Raw genomic sequence first — 21,999 nt, 5'->3', positions numbered from 1 at the left:
CTGAGGCCGGGGATGTCAACATATCTGGCGTTGACTTTTGGCACGCTGTTGAGTTCTCAAGGAACGGACGCTTCCTTCGGACCGCCTTCCAGCGGGCCCTCCGGGCTTCGTTCTTTCGTGTTTCAAGCTTATCAGATGTTTTCCGCTCCGTTTTCCGGAGTTTCATTCATCGGATTCGCTTTCCGCTTTGCCGCCCCGGTCTCCCGCGGCGACTCCGGAACTGTACGGGGACGGGCCCGCCACATGCAAATCGCCCCTGCCCGGGGTCCCGGGCAGGGGCGATTCGTTGTTCGAGCACCGTCAGGCGCGGCCCATCTCCTCGGCGATGGCCGCCGCGAAGGCGTCGATGTCAGCCTCCGTGGTGTCGAAGGAACACATCCAGCGCACCTCACCGGTGTGCTCGTTCCAGAAGTAGAAGCGGTAACGCTTCTGCAGCCGCTCGCTCACCTCGCGCGGGAGGATCGCGAACACCGCGTTCGCCTGGACCGGACGCACGACCTCGACGCCGTCGATGTTCCGGACCGCAGCCTCCAGGCGGCTGGCCATCGCGTTGGCGTGGCCGGCGTTGCGCAGGTAGAGGTCGCCGGAGAGCAGGGCCTCGAACTGGACCGACGCGAAGCGCATCTTCGAGGCCAGCTGCATCGAGGTCTTGCGGAGGTACTTGATGTTGCGGACCCGCTCGGGGTTGAGCACCACCACGACCTCGCCGAACAGCAGGCCGTTCTTCGTCCCGCCGAAGGACAGCACGTCGACGCCCACGTCGGTCGTGAAGGCGCGCAGCGGCTGGCCGAGCGAGGCGGCCGCGTTGGCCAGGCGGGAGCCGTCGACATGGACGAGCATGCCCAGCTGGTGGGCGTGCTCGGTGATCGCGCGGATCTCGTCGACGGTGTAGAGGGTGCCGAGCTCGGTGCTCTGGGTGATGGAGACCGCGAGCGGCTGCGCGCGGTGCTCGTCGCCGTAGCCCCAGGCCTGCTGGTCGAGCAGCTCGGGGGTGAGCTTGCCGTCCGGAGTGGGGACGGTGAGCAGCTTGATGCCGCCCATCTTCTCCGGGGCTCCGCCCTCGTCCACGTGGATGTGGGCGCTCTCGGCGCAGACGACCGCGCCCCAGCGCGGGAGCAGCGACTGGAGGGCGACCACGTTGGCGCCGGTGCCGTTGAAAACGGGGTAGGCCTCGGCCTTCTCGCCGAAGTGGCGGCGGAAGACGTCCTGGAGGTGGGCCGTGTAGTCGTCCTCTCCGTAGGCGACCTGGTGGCCACCGTTGGCGAGGGCGACCGCGGCGAGGACCTCCGGGTGCACGCCGGCGTAGTTGTCGCTGGCGAAGCCGCGGACGGCGGGGTCGTGCCGCCGTACCGCGTCCGTACGGGTGAGGTCGGTCATCGGGCTGTCAGCCACAGGTGCTGTCCGTTCAGTTCTGCTGCGGGGCGGTCCCAGAGGCCCGCCAGGTGGTCGGCGAGGTCGGCGGTGTCGGTGAAGCCGGCGAACTTCGCCTCCGGCTTCTCGGCCCGCATTTCGGGGCTGACCAACGCCTTGATCACCAGGATCGCAGCCGCTGCGGTGGGCTCGCCGTCCGGGGAGGTGGTCTCCTTCTTGAAGGAGTCGGCCATGGCGAGGGTCCACGCCTCGGTGGCGGCCTTGGCGGCCGCGTAGGCGGCGCCACCGGCGGTGGGCTTGTGCGCGGCCGAGGCGGAGATCATCGCGTAGCGGCCGGCGGAGCTGCGGACCAGCGCGGGCTGGAAGGCCAGCGAGGTGTGCTGGAGGGTGCGCACGACGGTGTCGTGCAGGAAGTCCCAGTCGTCCAGTCGGCTGTCGAAGAAGGTCTTGCTGCCGCGCCAGCCGCCGACGAGGTGGAAGAGGCCGTCGACGTGGCCGTGCTCGGACTCCAGGTGGTCGGCCCAGTCGTGGACCTCCTGCGGGTCGAGCAGGTCGATGACCTGGCCGCTGACCTTGGCTCCGCGCACTGCCACCCGGGTGGCGTCCAGGGCGGACTCGAGGCGCTGGGCGTCGATGTCGGCACCGATCACGGTGGCGCCGTCGGCGGCGAGGCGGCGCAGCACCGCGCGGCCGGCCGGGCCGCTGGCTCCGGCGACGGCGATGACCTTGTCGGCCAGCGGGGCGTTGGAAGAGGTGGTCACGCTGCTGCTCCCTGGATGCCGTTACCGGTGATGCCGGTGGTGGAGGCGATGACGCCGCTCAGCTTCTTGTTGAGGGCCTCGTAGAACATGCTCAGCGGGAACTCGTCCGGGAGCACGGCGTCGCACAGGGCCTTGTTGAGGGCCTTGCCGTCGGTGATGTCGAGCGGGAGGGACTCGGGGCCCTTCGCCCAGGTGGAGGCGGGGTGCGGGGTGAGGTACTCGGACACCAGCTCGTAGGCGGCGATCCAGTGGGCCGGCTTGGGCCGGTCGATGCCGTCGCGGTACAGCTTCTCGATCTCCGCGCAGAGCCCGTTGGTGACCTGCGGGGCGCGCTCCCAGTCGATCGTGAGGCGGTTGTCCCGCCAGCGCAGCGCGTCGTGCTTGTGCAGGTAGGCGAAGAGGAGCTGGCCGCCGAGGCCGTCGTAGTTGCGCACGCGGTCGCCGCTGACCGGGAAACGGAACATGCGGTCGAAGAGGATCGCGTACTGGACGTCGCGGGCGTGCGGGTTGCCCTCGGCCTCGAGCTGCACCGCCTCCTTGAAGGTGGTGAGGTCGCAGCGGAGCTCTTCCAGGCCGTACATCCAGAACGGGCTGCGCTGCTTGATCATGAAGGGGTCGAACGGCAGGTCGCCGTGGCTGTGGGTGCGGTCGTGGACGAGGTCCCACAGGACGAAGGTCTCCTGCGCGCGCTGCTGGTCCTGGAGCAGGCCCTCGGCGTCGGCCGGGATCTCCAGGCCGAGCTGCTGGACGGCGCTGGTGGAGACGGCGCGGAAGCGGGCGGCCTCGCGGTCACAGAAGATGCCGCCCCAGGTGAAACGTTCCGGCGCCTTGCGCACGGAGACCGTCTCGGGGAAGAGCACGGCGGAGTTGGTGTCGTAGCCGGCCGTGAAGTCGGTGAAGGTGATCGGCACGAACATCGGGTTGTCGAAGCGGGTGCGCTCCAGCTCGGCCAGCCAGTCTGGCCACACGACGCGCAGCAGGACGGCTTCCAGGTTGCGGTTCGGGTTGCCGTTCTGGGTGTACATCGGGAAGACGACCAGGTGCTCCAGGCCGTCCTCGCGCTGGTCGGCGGGCTGGAAGGCGAGCAGCGAGTCCAGGAAGTCGGGCTCGCGGTAGCCGGTGTCGGCCCACTTGGCGAGGTCCGCGTCGATGGCGGCGAGGTACGCGGCGTCGTGCGGGAAGTTCGGGGCGAGCTCCTCGACGGCCGCACGGACGGTGGCGACCAGCGGGTCGACGGTGTGCCGCTGGACGGCGGCCAGGTCGATCGAGCCGTCCTTGGACTGCAGCGGGCGCAGCGCCTCGACAGCCTCCTTCAGACGCAGCCAGGCCGGGTGGCCGGCGAAGGTCGAGACCGGGGCGTCGGCCGCCGCAGCGAGCCTTGGCGAAAGATTCTGCATCGTGGACTCACTTCGACAGGAGTTATTTCAACGGGGACACCATAAGTACGAAAGGTTCTCCCGTTCAAGGGGGTCCGGACCGGCAAAGCTGCGGCGAGCCGCCCCTCAGGCCCGAAAACCTGCGCCGAGAGGCCCGATGTCCGGCATGTGGACGGTGATCTGGATGTTCTGGACAGATGCGCAGGTCTGATGCGAACCTCCCGGCATGCTCCCGGCGGTGATCACGGTGCCCGTAGGCCACGACAGCCCGTTCCGCGCGCCCTCCCGCCGGCACGCCTGCTTCTGCTGTCGCTGCCGCGCGCGCGGTCTCTGCTGTCGCTGTCGCCGCTGTTGTTGATCCGGCCACCGGCCGCTGTCCGGCCGCTGTCGACCCGACTGCTGTCGATCCGGCCCGGGGGGACCGCGGACGTGGGCCCGTACGCCGACCATGCCGTGTGTGTTCCGGCGCCGCCACCGGGGGGAAGTGACCCGCCGGGACCCGGCCCGCCCCGCCGCGCCCCCTCTGTCCCAACCCACCTGTCACTCCCGACCCGTCCCAACCGACACGGTCACTCCCGACCTGTCACTCCCGACCTGTCACTCCCGGTCCTTCCTCTGGAGCCCCGCCATGACCCTCCGCAAGCCGTCCGCCGTACTGTCCCTCGCCGCGCTGGTCGCCGCCGCGGCCACGCTGAGCGCGTGCGCCCCGCAGGACTCGACGTCCGACGCCGCCTCCGGCGCGGCCGGCACGGCGGCGGGCTGCGCACCGGGGGCGCTGGCGACGCGTACGGCCGGGACGCTGACCGTCGGCACCGACAAGCCCGCGTACGACCCCTGGTTCTCCGAGGACAAGCCGGAGAACGGCAAGGGCTTCGAGTCGGCCGTGGCCTACGCGGTGGCGGAGAAGCTGGGCTACCCGAAGGACAAGGTCAGCTGGGTGGTCGCGCCGTTCGGCAAGGCGACCGCGCCGGGCGCCAAGGACTTCGACTTCGACATCAACCAGGTGTCGATCAGCGACGAGCGCAAGCAGGCGGTGGACTTCTCCTCCGGCTACTACGACGTGCGCCAGGCCGTCATCGCGCTGAAGAACTCCAAGGCGGCGGGTGCGAAGAGCATCGCCGACCTCAAGGGCGCCAAGCTCGGCGCGCAGGTCGGCACCACCAGCCTGGACACCATCACCGGCGTCATCAAGCCGAGCAGCCAGCCGGCCGTCTTCGACTCCAACGACCTGGCCAAGGCCGCGCTGAGGAACGGGCAGATCGAGGCCCTGGTGGTGGACCTGCCGACCGCCTTCTACATCACCGGTGCCGAGGTGCCGGAGGCCCAGGTGGTGGGCCAGTTCGAGACGGCCTCACAGGGCGAGCAGTTCGGCCTGGTGCTGGACAAGGGCTCCAAGCTGACCGGCTGCGTGTCGCAGGCGGTGGACGCGCTGCGCTCCGACGGCACGCTGGCGAAGCTGGAGAAGCAGTGGCTCTCCGACGCCGTCTCGGCGCCGGTGCTGAAGTGAGCGCAGACACGAGCCCCAGCGTGGGCGGGGAGACGAGCCCCGGCGTGGGCGGGGACGCGACGGCAACCGGAGCCGCGGCACTCGCGAAGCGCGTGGAAGAAGGGGACGACGGCTACCGCCCGTCCGAGCGGCGCCTCGCGCACGAGGCGTACCGGCGCGCCCGGGCCCGCCGCTCGGCGCTGATCGCCGCCTCGTCGACCCTGGTGACGGCGGCCGCGCTCTACCTGCTGATCGTCAACTCCCCCGGCTGGGAAGTGACTCGGCGAACCTTCTTCAACCTCGGATACGCCCGACAGGCGCTGCCCGAGGTACTGAAGGGGCTGCGGGTGAACCTTGAGCTGATGCTCGGCTGCGGGGTGCTGATCCTGGTGTTCGGCCTGTTGCTCGCGGTACTGCGGACGCTGCGCGGGCCGGTGTTCCTGCCCGTGCGGCTGCTGGCCACCGCGTACGTGGACTTCTTCCTCGGGCTGCCGATGATCATCTGCCTGCTGGTGATGATCACCGGGGTGCCGGCGCTGCGGCTGACCGGGGTGACCACCGATCCGCTCCTGCTGGGCGGGGCGGCGCTGGTCCTGACGTACTCGGCGTACGTGTCGGAGGTGTTCCGCTCCGGCATCGAGTCGGTGCACCCGAGCCAGCGGGCCGCAGCGCGGTCACTGGGGCTGACCAACGCGCAGGCCATGCGGTACGTCGTGCTGCCGCAGGCGGTCCGCCGGGTGGTTCCGCCACTGCTCAACAACCTGGTGAGCCTTCAGAAGGACACCGGGCTGGTCTCGATCGGCGGTGCGATCGACGCGGTGTACGCGGCGAAGATCATCGCGTCCCGGTCCTTCAACTTCACGCCGTACCTGCTCGCGGGGCTGGTGTTCATCGTGCTGACCATTCCGCTGACCCGGTTCGCCGACTGGCTGACCGCGCGGATGAACCGTCGGCAGCTCCAGGGAGGTGCGGTGTGACGGCGGAAGTGCTCCGGCTGGAATCGGTGCGCAAGACCTTCGGCACCCAGGTGGTGCTGCGCGACGTGGACCTCGCCGTGCCCGAGCACTCGGTGACGGCGCTGATCGGGGCCTCCGGCTCCGGGAAGTCCACGCTGATGCGGTGCGTCAACCTGCTGGAGGGCATCGACGACGGCGCGATCTTCCTGGACGGCGAGGAGATCACCGATCCGCGCGCGGACGAGGACGCCGTCCGGCGCCGGATCGGGGTGGTGTTCCAGTCGTACAACCTGTTCCCGCACATGACCGTGCTGGAGAACATCACCCTCGCGCCGCGCCGGGTGCACGGGGTCGCGCGGGCCGAGGCGGAGGCGCGGGCGCTCGAGCTGCTCGACCGGCTCGGGCTGGCAGCCAAGGCGCAAGAGTACCCGGACCGGCTCTCCGGCGGGCAGCAGCAGCGCGTCGCCATCGTGCGGGCGCTGGCCACCGGACCCCGGCTGCTACTCCTGGACGAGATCACCGCGGCGCTGGACCCGGTACTGGTCGGGGAGGTGCTCTCGGTGGTGCGGGACCTCAAGGAACAGGGGATGACGATGGTCCTCTCCACGCACGAGATGGGATTCGCGCGCGAGGTCGCCGACCGGGTCTGCTTCCTGGACGACGGGGTGGTACTCGAACAGGGGCCGCCGGAGCAGGTCTTCGGCGATCCGCGGGAGGAGCGGACCCGGCAGTTCCTCAGCCGGGTGGTCGCCTCGGGGCGGCTCCAGGGCTGAGCCCGGGCGGCGGGCGACCGGTGTGCGGCCAGGGCATTCACCACGACGGGCACCACTGTGCGCCCCCGTACGCGCCCTGTCCGCGCCCGGTCGGCAGCGGTGATCGTGGGGTGGACGACCGTCGCCGCGCACGGGTCGGCGCACAGGTGAACAGATGGACGGGCGAACAGATGACGGGCGGCAGCTGACAGACGACAGCTGACAGCTTTCATCATCTGTTCGCTGACCGCTGTTCGTTGTTCGCCGCCCCGGTCGCCCACCGCCCCGGGAGGCCGCCGTTGCACGGACCCATCCTGGTCAACTGGCTCCTCGCCCTCCTCACCGCAGCGGCCGGCGCCTCCTGCCTGGTCCGCCTGCGACGCTCCCCCTGCGCCCAGGGCGTCCCGGGTGCCCCAGGCGCCGCGTCCGCCGCACACCGCCCACTCGCCCGGGAGTCCGACGCCGCCGAGGCCCTGATGGGGCTCGGCATGGCCGCGATGGCCGTCACCGGCGCCACCGTCCCGGCCGCCGTCTGGGCCGCGCTGTTCGGCGCCCCCGCCGCCGCCTTCCTGCTCGCCGCCGTCCACGCCCCCGCCGGCCGGGCTCACCGGCTGCACCACGCGGTCGGCGCGATCGCCATGACGTACATGGCCGTCGCGATGGCGGTGTCCCCCGGCCACCAGCACCACCACGCGGGCGGCCTGGGCGTCCCGCTGCTCACCGGCGTCCTCCTCCTCTACTTCGGCGGGTACACCGTCTGGGCCGGCAGCCGCCTGCTGCGCACCCCGGCCGGCACCCTCGCGGTCGGCACCGCCGGGCTGCCGCAGGCCTGCCGGCTCACCATGGGCATCGGCATGTTCGCCATGCTGCTGACCATGTGACGCCCCCGTTCGCACACCAAGCCCCGGTCGCGCGCGTGGCGTTGGTCACTGGCCGGTCGAAAGCCGTTCCACCGGGCGTCGCCAGCGCATAGGTTGGCGGGGAGCGCGCTGTCGCGTTCCGTGCGTACTCGGGGAGCCCACGCGATGCCTGCCCTGATCGGCCTGCTGCTGCTCGGACTGCTGCTCTCGACCGTCGCGCCCCGGCTGCTGGCCCGGGCCCGCTGGGCGGAGCGCGAACCGGTGCTGGCACTGCTGGTGTGGCAGTGCCTCGTGGTGGCGGTGCTGCTGTCCTGCGCGCTGGGCCTGCTGCTGGCCGCCTCCGCCGCCCTGCCGGAGCTGCGCGCGCTGGTGTTCTCGGGCGCACCGCACGGTGTGGAGGCCGCGTACGGCCTGCAGGACGCCGAGGGCTGGGGTCGGCTGTGCGCAGCGGTCCTGGCGGCCGGTGGGGTCCAGACGGTGCTGGCGCTCACCCGCGAGGTCCGTACGGCGAAGGCGCTGCGCGACCGCCGGCACGCCCAACTGACGACCCGGGCGCCGGAGTTGCCCGAGTCGATCGAGGCCACTCGGAGCCGTCGTGAGCGGCTGGTGGTGCTGGAGAACGTCCGCCCGGAGGCGTGGTCGCTACCGGGCCCGGACTCCCGCCTGGTGGTCACCACCGGCGCCCTCCAGCAGCTGACCGACCGGGAGCTGGCGGCCGTGCTGAGCCATGAGCGCGGCCACGTCCGGGCCCGGCACCACTGGCTGCAGCAGTTCGCGCAGGCGCTCGCCTCCGGCTTCCCCGGCGTCGGCGTGTTCAGCGCCTTCCGGGACCAGGTCGCGGAGTTGGTCGAGCTGGCGGCCGACGACCGCGCCGCACGGCGGCACGGCCGGCACACCACCGCCCTCGCCCTGGCCGAACTCAACCTGGACCGAGGGGTGTTCGGCTCCTGCCCGCCCGGCCTGGCGCAGTCCCCGAAGCGGGTGGACCGGCTGCTCGCGGGCCGCCCGCGGCTCTCCGTCTCGCACCGGCTGCGGCTCACCGTCGCGGCTCTCGCCGCACCCGCCGCGGTCGTCCTGCTGGCCGTCGCCCCGGGGCTGCACTCGCTCCTCTGAGCCAACCCGGGCCGGACAGAAGGAATGTGACGCAAAGTCAGACAAGCGCGGCCAGGTCAGGCCGACGGGACTTCGCCGGCGTTGCCGAGCTCGCCGCCGAGGGTCAGCTCCAGCACCTCGCGGTGGAGCGGCCTGGCCTGCTCGTAGCGTTCCCGGCCGGCCTCGGTGAGGGTGAGCACGATGCCCCGCCGGTCGCTCTCGCACATCGCCCGGGTGACCAGTCCAGCCTTCTCCAGGCGGGCGATCAGCCGGGAGAGGGCGCTCTGGCTGAGGTGGACGGTGGGCGCCAGCTCGCTCACCCGTAGCGCGTGACCGTCACCGGCGTCGCAGCCCTCGACGAGGCGCTCCAGCACCTCGAACTCGCTCATGCCCAGCCCGAACCGGTCGCCCAGCTCGCGGTCGAGCAAGCAGGCGGCCGCAGCGTGCCGGGCCAGCAGCTCGCGCCACTGCGCAACGAGACCGGCCTCCGCCGGGGAGTCGAGTTCAGCCACGCCGCCACCCTAGCACCTGCATCGTCAATTATTGCGTTCACATCTAATTCATTTGCATTGAATGCACGTGCATGTACTGTCCTCCCCATGACCACCGCGACCGTCACGTCACCCGACGCCCCGTCAACCAGCGGCCCGCACTGGACACCCCGCCTCTGGGGCACCCTGATCGTGCTCTGCGCCGCCATGTTCCTGGACGCCCTGGACGTCTCGATGGTGGGCGTCGCCCTTCCGTCCATCGGCTCCGAGCTGCACCTGTCCACCTCCACCCTGCAGTGGGTGGTCTCCGGCTACGTGCTCGGCTACGGCGGCCTGCTGCTGCTCGGCGGCCGCGCCGCCGACCTGCTCGGCCGTCGCCGGGTCTTCCTGGTCGCCCTGGCCGTCTTCGCCGCCGCCTCACTGCTCGGCGGCCTGGTCGACAACGGCGGCCTGCTGATCGCGGCCCGCTTCCTCAAGGGCGTCAGCGCCGCCTTCACCGCCCCGGCCGGCCTGTCGATCATCACCACCACCTTCGCCGAGGGCCCGGCCCGCAACCGCGCGCTGTCGATCTACACCACCTGCGGCGCCAGCGGCTTCTCGCTCGGCCTGGTGCTGAGCGGTCTGCTCACCTCGGTCGGCTGGCGCTGGACCTTCCTGATGCCCGTCCCGGTCGCGCTGCTCGCCCTGGTCTTCGCGATCCGCCTGCTCCCCCGCCCGGTCGAGGAGCCCGCCAAGGGCGGCTACGACGTACTGGGCGCGATCACCGGAACCGCCACCGTGCTGCTGCTGGTCTTCACCGTCACCGAGGCGCAGGGCGCCGGCTGGCTGAGCCTGCGCACGCTCGGTTCGATGGTCGTGGTCGCCGCGCTGGCCGCCGCCTTCCTGCTGGTCGAGAGCCGCACCGCCCACCCGTTGGTCCGGCTCGGCATCTTCCGCAACGGTTCGGTCGCCAGGGCCAACCTGGTCGCCTTCGCGATGACCGGCGCGTACGGCGGCTTCCAGTTCGTGGTCACCCTCTACCTGCAGCACCTGCTCGGCTGGTCGGCCCTGCAGATGGCCCTCGGACTGCTGCCGGCCGGTGCGTTCATCGCCCTCTCGGCGCCGTTCATGGGTCCGATCGTGGACCGCTTCGGCACCGGGCGGCTGCTGCCGATCGGCCTGCTCGCCCTGGTCGGCGCCTTCGCCCTCTTCCTGCGACTGGACGAGCACAGTTCCTACGTCGCCCTGGTGCTGCCCTCGATGCTGCTGCTCGGCGTGGGCTTCGCGCTCGCCTTCCCCTCGGTGAACATCGCCGCCACCGACGGCGTGGCCGACGAGGAGCAGGGCCTGGCCTCGGGTCTGGTGAACACCGCGATCCAGGTCGGCACCGCGGTGGTGCTGGCCGGGGCGACCGCGATGATCACGGCCGGCAGCGCGGGCGGGGACAGCCCGCAGGCCCAACTTGACGGCTACCGCCCGGCGTTGGTGTTCGTCACCGCGGTCGCACTGGTCGGGCTGGTGGTCGCGACGGTCGGAGCGCTGGTGGACCGACGCCGCGCCGCGATCCCTTCGCCGGTGCCCGACTATGATTACCCGTCAGCGGGTCCGACAGTGGCCCGGACCGGAGCCCTCACCGAGCACTGAGCACTGAGTGCCGAGCACCGAGTACCAAGTGCCGAGCACTGGGCACTGACCCCATGGGCCCCGCCCGCGGCCGATTCCAGGCCCTCGGGCAATGGCGCCGGCTCCACCAAACCCCCGTGTTGGTGGAGCCGGCCGTCTTCGTACCGGCCGCCGGGGGGCACCCGTCGGGGCACGGTGCGGGGCGGCTGTCGGCTTCGCAAGTATATTGGCCCGGAGCCAACGAACGTTCGGAGCAGACACGATGGCACCTCGCGGTGATTCGGTCAATGAGGAGATGCGGCAGCGCTCCCGCCGACGCATCATGCGGGCCACCGTCGAGCTGGTTGACCAGCGTGGTTACGCGGGCACCACACTGACCGACATCGCCGAGCGGGCCGGGCTCGCCCGCGGGCTGCTCTCCTACTACTTCGACGGCAAACGGTTGCTGATGCAGGCCGCGACACACCGGATGATGCACCAGTCGCTGTCCGGTGCGCTGGCGGAACTGGCGCCCGACTCCTCCCCCGAGGCCCGGCTGGCCCGCGCCATCGACGCCGTCCTCGGGCTGGCGATGGACCACCCCCGGGTGATGCGCTCGCACCTGGCGCTGATCCTCGACCCGGACACCGGCGCCTTCGTCCAGGACCCGGAGCAGCAGCAACTCGGCGCCATCCTGCAGGGACTGCTGCGCGACTGGGGCGCGCCGGACCCGGTCGCCGAGCACGCGGTGCTGCGCAGCGCGCTGATGGGCGGCTGCATCGGGGTGCTGCTGCCGGGCGCCGAGATCCCGCTGGCCCCGATCCGGGCCGACCTCTTCCGCCGCTACGGCCTGGCCTGGCGCCTCGGCTGCCCACCCCAGGCCGACCCGCCGCAGACCGACTCACCGCAGACCGACCGACCGAAGACCGACTCACCGCAGACCGATCCGCCGGAACACGAAAGGCCGCCGGCCCGCGGTTGACGGCGGGTGGGCGGCCTACCGGTCGCGACCCGCTGCCGAGGGGATCCGCGAAGAAAGGTCCTCACGGATCCCGGACGGCAGCGGGTCAGCGCTCCTTCAGGATCGAGGCGAGCAGGTCTATGGTGCGCTCCGGCGTGAGGCTGTCCACGCAGAGCCGCTCCATGACCTGGATGTACGCGTCGACGTCGTCCCGCTTGTCCAGGTACAGCGCGCTGGTGAGCTGCTCCAGGTAGACCACGTCCGCGAGGTCCTGCTCCGGGAAGCGCAGGATCGTGAACGCCCCGGACTCGCCCGCGTGCGCGCCAAAACGGAACGGCATGACCTGGATCACCACGTTGGTCTGCTCGGCGACGTCGATCAGGTACTGCACCTGACCGCGCATCACCTTCGGCCCGCCGACCGGCCGGCGCAGCGCGGCCTCGTCGATGACTGCCCACAGGCGCGGGCTGGCGCCCTCCGCCAGCAGCTTCTGGCGGCGCAGGCGGAGGCTGACCCGCCGTTCGACCTCCTCCTCGCTGATGACCGGCCGACTCTGGCCGAAAACCGCCCGTGCGTACTCCTCGGACTGCAGCAGCCCGGGGATGAACTGCACCTCGTAGGTGCGGATCAGCTGGGCGGCCTCCTCCAGTCCGACGTAGGTCTGGAACCAGCCCGGCAGCACGTCGTTGAAGCTGTGCCACCAGCCGGACTTGTTGGCCTCGCGGACCAGGCCGAGCAGGGCTTCCCGCTCCATGCCGTCGTCGACGCCGTACAGGCTGAGCAGGTCGGCGACGTCGCGCTCCTTGAAGCTGACGCGACCGAGTTCCATGCGGCTGATCTTGGACTCGGAGGCTCGGATCGCGTAGCCCGCGTCTTCGCGGGTGATGCCGCGCGCCTCACGCAGGCGACGCAGCTGCGAGCCGAGGAGGATCCGGCGGACCATCGAGCCGCCGCCCGGCTGAACTGTGGTCATGCGGTCGAAACCTCCACCTAGGGCAAACAGCGCACAGTCTGCCATCAGTTGAGCGCTCACGGTGCCGATACTGACGGATGTTCCTATCAGTTCTGCACTCCGCACACCAGGATGCACGTGCATCCGGCGCTTGCATATGCCAATAGTGCGACTGCACGTGAATCGACTCTTGCATCTGCAGTGAGCGCACACCACCATGGTGCACGTGCACCTGCACATCCCTGGCAATCCCGCGGGCTCCGCGTCGACCCCACGCGCGACTCCGTGCACCGGTCCGACGGCGTCCCCCCGCGCCATCGGGCGGCCGAGTGCGCGCGCGTCTGGTCGAGGGGGCGGCCGAGCGGCCGAGCGAGTCGGAGGTGACCGGCATGACCCCGGCGGGTCCAGCCGTGTCCGCCCCCTTATGGGAGGAGCTCTTCATGAGCACCGGTACGGCTTTGGCGGTTGACCCCCATGTGGTCACCTGTACGCTCGCTCCTCGCTTCGAAGCCGTCAGAACCGCGCGCGACTTCGCCCGGACCACGCTCCGGCGCTGGAGCCTGCCGGAGCTGTTCGACGACGTCGCGCTGGTGGCCTCGGAACTCGTGACGAACGCGCTCCGGCATGCGATCGGCGCACGGCCCGACCCTGCGGGCGGCGCCCAGGGCGAGTACGACTTTCCCACACGGGCGACCCCGGACGGGCGGCTGCCGATCCGAATAAGCCTGGTGCACCGCGCACCCCAGGTGGTCTGCGCGGTGAGCGACCCGAGTAGCATCGGCCCGGTGGCCAGGGAAGCGGACTTCGTCGCCGAATCCGGCCGCGGGCTGCACCTGGTGGAGTCCTTCAGCCGCTCCTGGGGCTGGCACCCGCTGGGCAGCGGCAAGGTGGTCTGGGCCATGTTCGAGGCGGAGCCGGCGGGCGGCACGCTCGACGGACACCCGGAGATCGGCGGACACCCGGAGATCGGCGGGCACGCGGAGATCGGTGCACGCTCGGCGCTCGACGCGCTCGGCGGACCGGTCGACGTCGGTGGACGGCACCGGCGCTCGGCCTAGCGCCGAGCGGCGCGTGGCCGGTCGAACAGCGGGCCGAGGGCCCGCTCCCATGCCAGCTCGGACGTCGGGCAGGGCGTCGGGTACGGCAGCCGGCCGAGTGGCCGGTCGAGGGAAGCCCCGGGAGGACCACGCCCCGGGCCCTTCCGCCAGGCCCCGTCGGCGGTTCGCCCCGGCCGGTGGCCGGGAAGGCAACAGCGGAGAAGACGGCAGGAAAGTCAAAGGCCGTCGTGGTGTCGGCACCCACGACGGCCCCCCGATGGTGAAGCACGGCAGCCGGTCAGACCGCCAGGTGGTCGAACTCCCCGTCCTTGGCCCCCAACAGCAGGGCGGCGATCTCGGCCCGGGTGTAGATGAGCGCCGGACCGTCCGGGAAGCGCGAGTTGCGCATCGCCACATCACCGCCCGGCAGGGCCGCGAACTCGACGCAGTTGCCCTGGGAGTTGCTGTGCCGGCTCTTCTGCCAGACCACCCCCGTGAGATCGGCCGCGGCCATCCCGTTGTGGGTGTCGTACGAGCCGTGCGTGTCCTGCGAGTCGTGCGAGTCGTGCATAGAAATCTCCCGAAGAGCTCCGGAGTTGTCGTCCAGCGCGGCGCCCCCGGCACCGCCGAACGAACGGACCGGCCCCGTACCGGCCCGGCACAACGCCTCACTTGACGCGATGATAGCTGCAGTGCACGTGCATCAGCACGGGACGTTGCAGGTGCACGAGGCCTTTTACCCGCGGCCCCGAACTCTTCACGGGGTCTCCCCTGACGGTACGTAAACGGACATAGTCGACTGAATCACCGGAGCCGCGATAACCCGCCGTGAGCGGCTCCCCGCTGAATGTTGATCTTCGAATGCCGGGAGTCGCGCCACCGTGACCCTCCGTCAGACGACCTCCGGACTGTGAGACATCTCACGCACCACAGTCGCAACGCCGCACCACGTGGGGCACGTCAAAGCAATGGCCCGTGCTCGCACGGGGGTTGGGTGAGGAATGTCCGGATTGTGGGCAAACCACCCGTACCGGCACGGCGGCCACACCGGGTCCGCACCGCGACCGCGCCAAACCCGTACGGCAGCCGACTGCAGGCCGGACGGGCCGATGTCCTACGATCTCCGGCATGAGCACCGCAGCCATTCCGGGCGCGCCACTGCCCGTCCGCACTCCAGGCTCCCGTGCGCGGGGGCGCCACCGTCGTCCCGAGCGCCCCGCGATCCCGGCCAACGCGCCGGCCCTGGTGCTCGCCGTGCCCGCGACCGCCGGGCCCGAGTCCCGCTCGGTCGTCGAGGAGCTGCTCTCCATCGTCCGCAGCGAGCAGAACGGCGTCCAGGCCGCGGTCGGCTACCTCCCCGGCGACTACGCCGAGGGCGCCGGCGGCGAGGACCGCACCGTCGCCGAGCTCCTGGCCATGGCCGCCGAGGCCGGGCTGCCGACGCCCGTCCTGGTGCCGCTGGTGCCCGGTCCGCACGGTTTCCTGGCCGAACTCCACGCGCTCGCCGCCGAGTACGGCGCGCCGGTCACCGACGCGCTGGGCCCGCACCCGCTGCTCGCCGAGGCCGTGCACGTGCGACTCTCCGAGGCGGGGCTGGCCCGCGCCGACCGGGCCCGGCTGTTCGCCATCGCGACCGCCGCGGACGGCGTGGTCCTGACCACCGTCGGCGGCGAGGACGCCGCCGCCGCAGCCGGCATCACCGGCGTACTGCTGGCCGCCCGACTGGCCGTCCCGGTCGTCGCCGCCGCGCTCGACGTGCCCGGCTCGGTGGCCGCGGCCGTCAACCACCTCAAGGAGTCCGGCTCGCAGCGCCCGGCGCTGGCCCCGCTGGTGATCGGGCCGGAGGCCGACTCCGAGCTGCTCGCCACGGCCGCCGAGGAGACCGGCTGCCCGTCGGCGGCGCCGCTGGGCGCGTACCCGACCGTCGGCCAGCTGATCGCCTCCACCTACCTGGCCGCGCTGCCCACGCCGTCCCCGGAGGAGCTGGCGCAGGCCGAGGCGGAGGCGGCGGCCGCCGCCGAGGCCGAGGGGGTCGTGGAGGGCGCCCGGCGCGCTCACGCGGCCGCCGAGGCGCCTGCCGGACAGTAAGGACACCACGCGCCGGTCGGCGCGCACACAGGGCCCGGAACGGCTTGCGTTCCGGGCCCTTCGCTTTGCCTCTCTCGTTGCCCCTCCTGTTGCCTCTCCTGCTGCCCCTCCTGCTGCTTTCCTGTGCCGTACGGGAGTTACAGGAGTTAAGCGAGCAATGAAGGGAATGTCCGTTCTGGCGCCATTTGCAAGGAAATGGTGAGCGCACTCTCCGGCGCTCGAATCGCGGCCACCCCCCTGGCTCGGACGGCGCGCCGCTTCGCGCTTCAACACACCGTCACGTCACTCCTGAGGCGAAGACAGTTGTGGGCATCCGCAACAGCATTGCCGAAAAACGATCATTTACGATCATGATTACCTGACATTTTGGCAGTTCCCACTAAACCGTGATGCGCGTCACAGCTATTTGCAGTTTGAACTTAAGTCTGCTTAACGTGCTCCCCGTTCGTGGCCACACGGACCCAGTTCATCCGCAACGCCGAGTCCTGCCGTCGGATGTCCTGGAAGCGCGAAAACGCACCACGGCAGGAGCGGGGGACCCACAGGTAAGTCGCCCCGGACCGTTCCCCGGAACGTCCAGGGCTAGGGGTGAAGCCGCGCTCACGCGCGGCCGGGCAACTCCAGCCCGAATCCGACAGCTCACCTCGCAGGCGTGGGAGAGGACCGCGTCTTCATGCTGCCCACCAACGGCACCCGTCTGTCCAGCCGCACCCGCCGCGTGATCGCCGCCATCGGCGTCGCGGGCGTCGGCCTCACCGTCCCGTGCCTCGTCTCCGGCACCGCCTCCGCGGCCTCCGTCGCCACCTGGGACAAGGTCGCCCAGTGCGAGAGCACCGGCAACTGGAGCATCAACACCGGCAACGGCTTCTACGGCGGCCTCCAGTTCACCCAGAGCACCTGGTCCGCCTTCGGCGGCACCGCCTACGCCGCGCGCGCCGACCTGGCCACCAAGGACCAGCAGATCGCCGTCGCCGAGAAGGTCCTCGCCTCGCAGGGCCCCGGCGCCTGGCCGGTGTGCTCGGTCCAGGCCGGCCTCACCAAGGGTGGCGCCCCGGCGTCCGTCGACACCTCGACCGCCGCCAAGCCCGCCGCGCCCGCCGCCCCGGTCGCCAAGCCCGCCGCCAAGCCGGCGCAGACCCAGGCCCCGGCCGCCAAGCCGGCCGCGCCCGCCCAGGACGCTGCCCAGGCCGCCACCGACTCCGCCACCGGCAACTGGACGCAGAAGCACCAGCAGCAGGCCCAGAGCGGCGACTACACCGTGGTCGAGGGCGACTGGCTGTCCTCGATCGCCGACAAGCACAACGTCCAGGGCGGCTGGCAGCGGCTGTACGACCTCAACCGCAGCACCCTGACCGACGGTCCGAACACCATCTACCCGGGCCAGCACCTGTCCTTCGGCGACGGCGGCCAGGCCCAGCAGTCGGCCTCCACCGACCAGTCCGCCTCCTCGGACAAGTCCGGCTCGGACTTCACCTGGTTCAACCGCTCGCAGAAGTCCGGTCAGTCCGCGAACGGCGGTGCCGTGAACGCCAAGCCGGCGGCCCAGACCCAGACCCCGGCCGCCCAGCCGGCCGCCCAGGCGCAGACCCAGGCCCCGGCCCAGGCCGCCACCGGCAGCATGGCCGCCGCGGTCGCCTTCGCCGAGTCCAAGGTCGGCCAGGCCTACGTCTACGGCGGCACCGGCAACGGCGGCTGGGACTGCTCCGGCCTGACCCAGGCCGCGCTGCGCGCCGCGGGCATCTCCGTCCCGCGCGTCGCCGCCGACCAGGCCGCCGCCAGCACCCACGTCTCGCTGGACAGCCTGCAGCCGGGCGACCTGCTGTTCTGGTCCAACAACGGCCAGGACTCGGGCGTCTACCACGTCGCGATCTACGTCGGCGGCGGCAAGTACGTCGAGGCCGCCAACCCGAGCTCGGGCGTGCGCGAGCAGACCGTCGCCAACTGGGCCCCGGACTTCGCCGGCCGGGTCTGAGCACGGCGAACGGCTGACAGCCGACGGATTTCGACTGACGGACAACAGATAACAGATAACAGATTTCAACATCTGTCAGCTGTCAGTCGTCCTCCGAACGCTGACCACCCGCCACCCCCGGGGAGAGTCTGGTCGCTCCTCCCCGGGGGTTCCGGCGTATCCCCGTGGTGAAACCCCGCCCCAACGGGCAAGCTGCTGCTCCGCACCCGAGGAGGAGTCACATGGCCCAGGTCACCGTCACCATCGACGCGAACCTCGCGATCGACGCGATGATGCTCTCCGGTACCACGAACCCGCAGGACGCCGTCGAACTGGTCCTGCGCGACTACCTGGCCCGCGGCCGCCGCACCGAGACCCGTACCGGCGACGCGGCCGACGGCCGACGCCTCACCGCCGACCGTCCCACCGCCCAGGAGGGCTGACCCGGCGCACGCCGAAGGGCCCCGGAGAGCAACTGCCCTCCGGGGCCCTTCCCTTGCCCCTACGGCCGACGCTCAGCGCGCGCAGGCCCCGGTGGACCCGCGCATCACCAGCTCCGGCTGGAACATGAACTCGCCGCGCTGGGCCGCGTTTCCGCTGACCTCCTCCAGCAGCGCGTCCACCGCCGCCGTGGCCATCGCCTCGACCGGCTGGCGGATCGTGGTCAACGGCGGCTCGGTGAAGGCGATCAGCGGCGAGTCGTCGAAGCCGACCACCGACACGTCCTGCGGCACCGACAGCCCGCGCTGGCGCACCGCCCGGATCGCCCCGAGCGCCATCATGTCGCTCCCGCAGACGATCGCCGTGCAGCCCTTGTCGAGCAGCGCGCCGGCTGCCGCGTGTCCGCCCTCCACGCTGAACAGCGTGTGGTGGACGAGGTTCTCGGCCTCCTCCTGGGTGCGCCCGAGCACCTCCCGCATCGCCGCCGTGAAGCCTTCTATCTTGCGCAGCACGGGCACGTACCGGCGCTGCCCGACGGCCAGCCCGATCCGCTCGTGCCCGAGTTCGGCCAGGTGCTGGACGGCCATCCACATCGCGGCCCGGTCGTCCGGCGAGATGAACGGCGCGTCGACCTTGTCGCTGAACCCGTTGATCAGCACGAACGGCACCCCGCGCCCGGACAGCCGCGCGTAGCGGTCGTGGTCGGCCGTGGTGTCGGCGTGCAGTCCGGAGACGAAGACGATGCCCGCCACGCCCCGGTCCACCAGCATCTCCACCAGTTCGTCCTCGGTGGATCCGCCCGGAGTCTGGGTGCACAGCACCGGCGTGTAGCCGTGCCGGCTGAGCGTCTGCTCGATCACCTGCGCCAGCGCGGGGAAGATCGGGTTGCTCAACTCCGGTGTGATCAGGCCGATCAGCCCGGCGCTGCGCTGGCGCAGCCGGGTCGGCCGCTCGTACCCGAGCACGTCGAGCGCCGCCAGCACCGTCTGCCGGGTGGCGGCGGAGACGTTCGCCTTGCCGTTGAGCACGCGGGAGACGGTGGCTTCGCTGACCCCCGCCTGTGCCGCGATGTCTGAGAGTCGCGCCGTAGTCACGGTCCCAGAGCCTATTGCAACCACGTCAGACCGCCCACCAGCCGGTGCTGTCCGGAGCGAGCACCGTCTCGCCGCCGTCCACCACGAGGTCGACCGAGGCGAGCAGCAGTGTGCCCGGGGCCGCGATCCGCACCGGCTCGCCGGTGGTGTTCACGGTGCAGATGAAGGAGCCGCGGCGGAAGGCGAGGGTGCCCTCGGGGCCGTCCAGCCACTCGACCTCGGTGCCGGCGCCGAGGTCGGCCTGCGCCCGGCGGACGGCCAGCGCGCCGCGGTAGAGCTCCAGGGTGGAGGACGGGTCGCCGGTCTGCGCCTCGACGCTCAGCTCGGCCCAGGCGGCCGGCTGGGGCAGCCAGGACGGCCCGCCGGCCACCGGTCCGAAGCCGTACGGGGCCTCGGTGCCGGACCAGGGGATCGGGACGCGGCAGCCGTCGCGGTAGCCGTCCTGTCCGGCCTGGCGGAAGAACGACGGGTCCTGGCGCACCTCGTCGGGCAGGTCGGTGACGTCCGGCAGGCCGAGTTCCTCGCCCTGGTAGACGTACGCGGAGCCGGGCAGCGCGAGCATCAGCAGGGTGGCGGCGCGGGCGCGGCGCAGGCCGAGTTCGCGGTCGCCGGCGGTGCGGATCTGGGTGCCGAGGCCGGGCTCGTTGGCGAAGCGGGTGGCGTGCCGGGTGACGTCGTGGTTGGACAGCACCCAGGTGGTGGGGGCGTCGACCGGGCGCATCGAGTCGAGCGAGACGTCGATCACCTCGCGCAGCGCGGCGGCGTCCCAATCGGTGCCCAGGTACTGGAAGTTGAAGGCCTGGTGCAGCTCGTCGGGGCGGACGTAGTTGGCGGTGCGCTGGACGGTGGGGGTCCAGGCCTCGGCGACGCCGATCCGCTCGCCAGGGTACTCGTCGAGGATCTTGCGCCAGCTGCGGTAGATCTCGTGCACACCGTCCTGGTCGAAGAACGGCATGACGTCGTTGCCGAGCAGCTTGAGCTGGTCGGCGCCGCCGAGGTCGGGCAGGCCGGGGGCCTTGACCAGGCCGTGGGCGACGTCGATGCGGAAGCCGTCCACGCCCATGTCGAGCCAGAATCGCAGGATCGAGCGGAACTCGTCGGCGACGGCCCGGTTCTCCCAGTTGAAGTCGGGCTGCTCGGGGGCGAACAGGTGCAGGTACCAGTCGCCGGGGGTGCCGTCCGGGTTCTCGGTGCGGGTCCAGGCCGGGCCGCCGAAGATGGACTCCCAGTCGTTGGGCGGCAGTTCGCCCTTCTCGCCCTTGCCGGGGCGGAAGTGGTAGCGGTCGCGCAGCGGCGAGCCGGGGCCCTCGCGCAGGGCGCGCTGGAACCACTCGTGCTGGTCCGAGGAGTGGTTGGGGACCAGGTCGGTGATGATCCGCAGCCCCAGCTCGTGGGCGTCCCGGATGAGGGCGTCGGCGTCCAGCAGGGTGCCGAACATGGGGTCCACCGCGCGGTAGTCGGCGACGTCGTAGCCGGCGTCCGCCTGCGGCGAGGCGTAGAACGGGGAGAGCCAGACGGCGTCCACGCCGAGATCCCGCAGGTAGGGCAGGCGGCTGCGGATGCCGGGCAGGTCGCCCATGCCGTCGCCGTTGGAGTCGGCGAAGCTGCGCGGGTACACCTGGTAGATGACCGCGTCCCGCCACCAGTCTCTGGACGCGACGCCGGTCACAGGAGCCGGGGTGGCCGCCTCGTGAGCGGTCTCGGCGGCAGGCCGGGAGGTGTCGGCCAGGTTCTGGGTCATGGACGGTATCCCTTGGGGATCGGAGGAGCGGGGAGCCTTGCGCGCGAGGTTTTCCGCGTCAGGCGTCACGACTTGGAGGCACCGGCGGTCAGTCCGGTGACCAGGTGGCGCTGCACCAGGTAGAAGAAGGCCGCGGACGGGATCGCGATCAGCACCGCGGTCGCGGCCATCAGGTTCCACTGGGCGTCGTGCTCGCTGACGAAGGTCTGCAGGCCGACGGCCAGCGTGTACTTGTCGGAGCTGAGCATGAACGTCGAGGCGAACGGCACCTCGGCCCAGTAGGTGAGGAAGGAGTAGAAGGCGGCGACCGCCAGGCCCGGACGGGCGAGCGGCAGCACCAGCCGCCAGAAGGTGCCGAACGGGCTGAGCCCGTCGACCCGGCCGGCCTCGTCGATCTCCACCGGGATGGTGTCGAAGTAGCCCTTCAGCAGCCAGGCGCAGTACGGCACGGTGGTGGTCGAGTACACCAGGATCAGACCGGAGTAGCTGTCCAGCAGGCCGAGTTCGGAGAGCATCGTGTACATCGGCACGATCAGCACCGCGATCGGGAACATCTGGGTGACCAGCAGCGACCACATCAGCGGCTTGTGCCCGGGGAACTTCATCCGGGAGACGGCGTAGCCGGTGGTGGCGGCGAGCAGGACGCCGAACACGGTGGTGACGCCGGAGACCAGCAGGGCGTTGCCGAACCAGGTGAAGAAGTCGGTGTCGGACAGCACGTGCTGGTAGTTCGACAGCGTGAGCTTGTCGAGGATCTGGCCGGGGTGGAGGTAGTCGGTCTTGTCCGGGCCGAGCGAGACGAAGAGGATCCACGCGACCGGGAACAGCGCGATCAGGCTGGCCACGATCAGGGTGCCGTGGGACAGCGCCCGGGCCAGCGGGCTGCTCTCGCCGCGGCGGCGGACCTTGGCCGGCCGGGCAGTCGGGGCCGCAGTCGCCGCGGGGGCCGGGCGTTCGGTGGTGGTGCTCATCGGGGTTACCTGCCTTCGTGGGTCAACTGGGTCCGGG

The 21,999-nt window shown here is 71.3% G+C and carries 19 protein-coding genes, 1 pseudogene and 1 riboswitch; of the genes and pseudogenes, 11 read left to right on the top strand and 9 right to left on the bottom strand.

The window, feature by feature from the left end:
• Positions 1-300: 300 nt before the first annotated feature.
• Genes ACZ52J_RS18475 through ACZ52J_RS18465 form a run of 3 tightly spaced genes read right to left on the bottom strand, consistent with a single transcriptional unit; the run spans position 301 to position 3,529 of the window.
• Positions 301-1,377, bottom strand: coding sequence for a threonine aldolase family protein (locus ACZ52J_RS18475; protein ID WP_465620021.1), 1,077 nt, complete (start codon positions 1,375-1,377; stop codon positions 301-303).
• Positions 1,374-2,132, bottom strand: a complete 759-nt coding sequence (locus tag ACZ52J_RS18470) for an SDR family NAD(P)-dependent oxidoreductase (protein ID WP_465620003.1) — start codon at positions 2,130-2,132, stop codon at positions 1,374-1,376. Before ACZ52J_RS18470 ends, ACZ52J_RS18475 begins: the two co-directional genes overlap by 4 nt.
• A complete protein-coding gene (locus ACZ52J_RS18465; RefSeq protein WP_465620001.1) occupies positions 2,129-3,529 on the bottom strand; it encodes a DUF6421 family protein in 1,401 nt (466 codons plus the stop codon). The genes ACZ52J_RS18470 and ACZ52J_RS18465 overlap by 4 nt, the downstream gene beginning before the upstream one ends.
• 607 nt (positions 3,530-4,136) lie before the next feature.
• Between ACZ52J_RS18465 and ACZ52J_RS18460 the strand changes: the two genes are divergently transcribed.
• The 5 genes from ACZ52J_RS18460 (at position 4,137) to ACZ52J_RS18440 (ending at position 8,675) form a co-directional block, all read left to right on the top strand.
• Positions 4,137-5,015, top strand: a complete 879-nt coding sequence (locus ACZ52J_RS18460) for an ABC transporter substrate-binding protein (RefSeq protein ID WP_465619999.1) — start codon at positions 4,137-4,139, stop codon at positions 5,013-5,015.
• 44 nt (positions 5,016-5,059) lie between these two features.
• Positions 5,060-5,971 (top strand): amino acid ABC transporter permease, encoded by a 912-nt coding sequence (locus ACZ52J_RS18455; protein WP_465620019.1) that lies wholly within the window; start codon positions 5,060-5,062, stop codon positions 5,969-5,971.
• Positions 5,968-6,723, top strand: coding sequence for an amino acid ABC transporter ATP-binding protein (locus ACZ52J_RS18450; protein ID WP_465619997.1), 756 nt, complete (start codon positions 5,968-5,970; stop codon positions 6,721-6,723). The genes ACZ52J_RS18455 and ACZ52J_RS18450 overlap by 4 nt, the downstream gene beginning before the upstream one ends.
• A gap of 278 nt (positions 6,724-7,001) precedes the next feature.
• Entirely contained in the window at positions 7,002-7,583 is a 582-nt protein-coding gene (locus ACZ52J_RS18445) for a DUF5134 domain-containing protein (protein WP_465619995.1), read from the top strand.
• 144 nt (positions 7,584-7,727) lie between these two features.
• The gene (locus tag ACZ52J_RS18440) at positions 7,728-8,675 is read left to right on the top strand and encodes a M56 family metallopeptidase (protein ID WP_465619994.1); all 948 of its coding nucleotides are present in this window, start codon (positions 7,728-7,730) and stop codon (positions 8,673-8,675) included.
• 56 nt (positions 8,676-8,731) lie between these two features.
• On the opposite strand, the gene ACZ52J_RS18435 is transcribed toward ACZ52J_RS18440, so the two are convergent.
• The gene (locus ACZ52J_RS18435) at positions 8,732-9,166 is read right to left on the bottom strand and encodes a MarR family winged helix-turn-helix transcriptional regulator (protein ID WP_360509738.1); all 435 of its coding nucleotides are present in this window, start codon (positions 9,164-9,166) and stop codon (positions 8,732-8,734) included.
• Positions 9,167-9,253: 87 nt separating this feature from the next.
• Here ACZ52J_RS18435 and ACZ52J_RS18430 point away from each other — a divergent pair, with 87 nt between their 5' ends.
• Together ACZ52J_RS18430 and ACZ52J_RS18425 are read left to right on the top strand one after the other, a co-directional pair.
• Positions 9,254-10,768 carry an MFS transporter gene (locus ACZ52J_RS18430; RefSeq protein ID WP_465619993.1) on the top strand — a complete coding sequence of 505 codons (1,515 nt, stop codon included), beginning with the start codon at positions 9,254-9,256 and terminating at the stop codon, positions 10,766-10,768.
• A 274-nt stretch (positions 10,769-11,042) separates the two neighbouring features.
• Positions 11,043-11,708 (top strand): TetR/AcrR family transcriptional regulator, encoded by a 666-nt coding sequence (locus ACZ52J_RS18425; protein ID WP_465619992.1) that lies wholly within the window; start codon positions 11,043-11,045, stop codon positions 11,706-11,708.
• An 85-nt stretch (positions 11,709-11,793) separates the two neighbouring features.
• Here the strand turns inward: ACZ52J_RS18425 and ACZ52J_RS18420 are convergent, their stop codons facing one another.
• Positions 11,794-12,660 (bottom strand): helix-turn-helix domain-containing protein, encoded by an 867-nt coding sequence (locus ACZ52J_RS18420; RefSeq protein WP_360509744.1) that lies wholly within the window; start codon positions 12,658-12,660, stop codon positions 11,794-11,796.
• Positions 12,661-13,079: 419 nt separating this feature from the next.
• Here ACZ52J_RS18420 and ACZ52J_RS18415 point away from each other — a divergent pair.
• A pseudogene (locus ACZ52J_RS18415) lies at positions 13,080-13,550 on the top strand (ATP-binding protein); the annotation flags it as partial.
• 424 nt (positions 13,551-13,974) lie between these two features.
• Here the strand turns inward: ACZ52J_RS18415 and ACZ52J_RS18410 are convergent.
• Positions 13,975-14,247 (bottom strand): DUF397 domain-containing protein, encoded by a 273-nt coding sequence (locus tag ACZ52J_RS18410; protein ID WP_360509746.1) that lies wholly within the window; start codon positions 14,245-14,247, stop codon positions 13,975-13,977.
• Positions 14,248-14,804: 557 nt separating this feature from the next.
• Between ACZ52J_RS18410 and ACZ52J_RS18405 the strand changes: the two genes are divergently transcribed.
• The 3 genes from ACZ52J_RS18405 to ACZ52J_RS18395 all read left to right on the top strand — a co-directional run bounded on the left by ACZ52J_RS18405 (position 14,805) and on the right by ACZ52J_RS18395 (position 18,158).
• Positions 14,805-15,764 carry a sirohydrochlorin chelatase family protein gene (locus ACZ52J_RS18405; protein ID WP_465619990.1) on the top strand — a complete coding sequence of 320 codons (960 nt, stop codon included), beginning with the start codon at positions 14,805-14,807 and terminating at the stop codon, positions 15,762-15,764.
• A gap of 497 nt (positions 15,765-16,261) precedes the next feature.
• A riboswitch (cyclic di-AMP (ydaO/yuaA leader) is annotated at positions 16,262-16,430 on the top strand.
• Positions 16,431-16,437: 7 nt separating this feature from the next.
• On the top strand, positions 16,438-17,736 hold the full coding sequence (locus tag ACZ52J_RS18400; protein ID WP_465620018.1) for a transglycosylase family protein: 1,299 nt from the start codon (positions 16,438-16,440) through the stop codon (positions 17,734-17,736).
• Positions 17,737-17,957: 221 nt separating this feature from the next.
• Positions 17,958-18,158: a hypothetical protein gene (locus ACZ52J_RS18395; protein WP_465619988.1), complete on the top strand. Its 201-nt coding sequence runs from the start codon at positions 17,958-17,960 to the stop codon at positions 18,156-18,158.
• Between the two features lie 72 nt (positions 18,159-18,230).
• On the opposite strand, the gene ACZ52J_RS18390 is transcribed toward ACZ52J_RS18395, so the two are convergent.
• From ACZ52J_RS18390 to ACZ52J_RS18380, 3 genes are all read right to left on the bottom strand, one after another.
• Positions 18,231-19,250 carry a LacI family DNA-binding transcriptional regulator gene (locus tag ACZ52J_RS18390; protein ID WP_465619986.1) on the bottom strand — a complete coding sequence of 340 codons (1,020 nt, stop codon included), beginning with the start codon at positions 19,248-19,250 and terminating at the stop codon, positions 18,231-18,233.
• 25 nt (positions 19,251-19,275) lie between these two features.
• Positions 19,276-20,991 (bottom strand): glycoside hydrolase family 13 protein, encoded by a 1,716-nt coding sequence (locus ACZ52J_RS18385; RefSeq protein WP_465619984.1) that lies wholly within the window; start codon positions 20,989-20,991, stop codon positions 19,276-19,278.
• Positions 20,992-21,056: 65 nt separating this feature from the next.
• The gene (locus ACZ52J_RS18380) at positions 21,057-21,962 is read right to left on the bottom strand and encodes a sugar ABC transporter permease (protein WP_360489700.1); all 906 of its coding nucleotides are present in this window, start codon (positions 21,960-21,962) and stop codon (positions 21,057-21,059) included.
• Positions 21,963-21,999: the final 37 nt, after the last annotated feature.

The sequence above is a fragment of the Kitasatospora sp. NPDC034035 genome (assembly GCF_055575755.1).
The sequence above is the reverse complement of the archived record's forward strand: the minus strand, read 5'-3'. Positions and strand labels throughout refer to the sequence as shown.

Bases quoted from the DNA above. Each gene is read 5' to 3' on its own strand.
- ACZ52J_RS18405 (WP_465619990.1), top strand. From the start codon at position 14,805: ATGAGCACCGCAGCCATTCCGGGCGCGCCACTGCCCGTCCGCACTCCA.
- ACZ52J_RS18465 (WP_465620001.1), bottom strand. From the start codon at position 3,529: ATGCAGAATCTTTCGCCAAGGCTCGCTGCGGCGGCCGACGCCCCGGTC.
- ACZ52J_RS18395 (WP_465619988.1), top strand. From the start codon at position 17,958: ATGGCCCAGGTCACCGTCACCATCGACGCGAACCTCGCGATCGACGCG.
- ACZ52J_RS18430 (WP_465619993.1), top strand. From the start codon at position 9,254: ATGACCACCGCGACCGTCACGTCACCCGACGCCCCGTCAACCAGCGGC.
- ACZ52J_RS18400 (WP_465620018.1), top strand. From the start codon at position 16,438: ATGCTGCCCACCAACGGCACCCGTCTGTCCAGCCGCACCCGCCGCGTG.
- ACZ52J_RS18460 (WP_465619999.1), top strand. From the start codon at position 4,137: ATGACCCTCCGCAAGCCGTCCGCCGTACTGTCCCTCGCCGCGCTGGTC.
- ACZ52J_RS18385 (WP_465619984.1), bottom strand. From the start codon at position 20,991: ATGACCCAGAACCTGGCCGACACCTCCCGGCCTGCCGCCGAGACCGCT.
- ACZ52J_RS18475 (WP_465620021.1), bottom strand. From the start codon at position 1,377: ATGACCGACCTCACCCGTACGGACGCGGTACGGCGGCACGACCCCGCC.
- ACZ52J_RS18425 (WP_465619992.1), top strand. From the start codon at position 11,043: ATGCGGCAGCGCTCCCGCCGACGCATCATGCGGGCCACCGTCGAGCTG.
- ACZ52J_RS18380 (WP_360489700.1), bottom strand. From the start codon at position 21,962: ATGAGCACCACCACCGAACGCCCGGCCCCCGCGGCGACTGCGGCCCCG.
- ACZ52J_RS18440 (WP_465619994.1), top strand. From the start codon at position 7,728: ATGCCTGCCCTGATCGGCCTGCTGCTGCTCGGACTGCTGCTCTCGACC.
- ACZ52J_RS18420 (WP_360509744.1), bottom strand. From the start codon at position 12,660: ATGACCACAGTTCAGCCGGGCGGCGGCTCGATGGTCCGCCGGATCCTC.
- ACZ52J_RS18410 (WP_360509746.1), bottom strand. From the start codon at position 14,247: ATGCACGACTCGCACGACTCGCAGGACACGCACGGCTCGTACGACACC.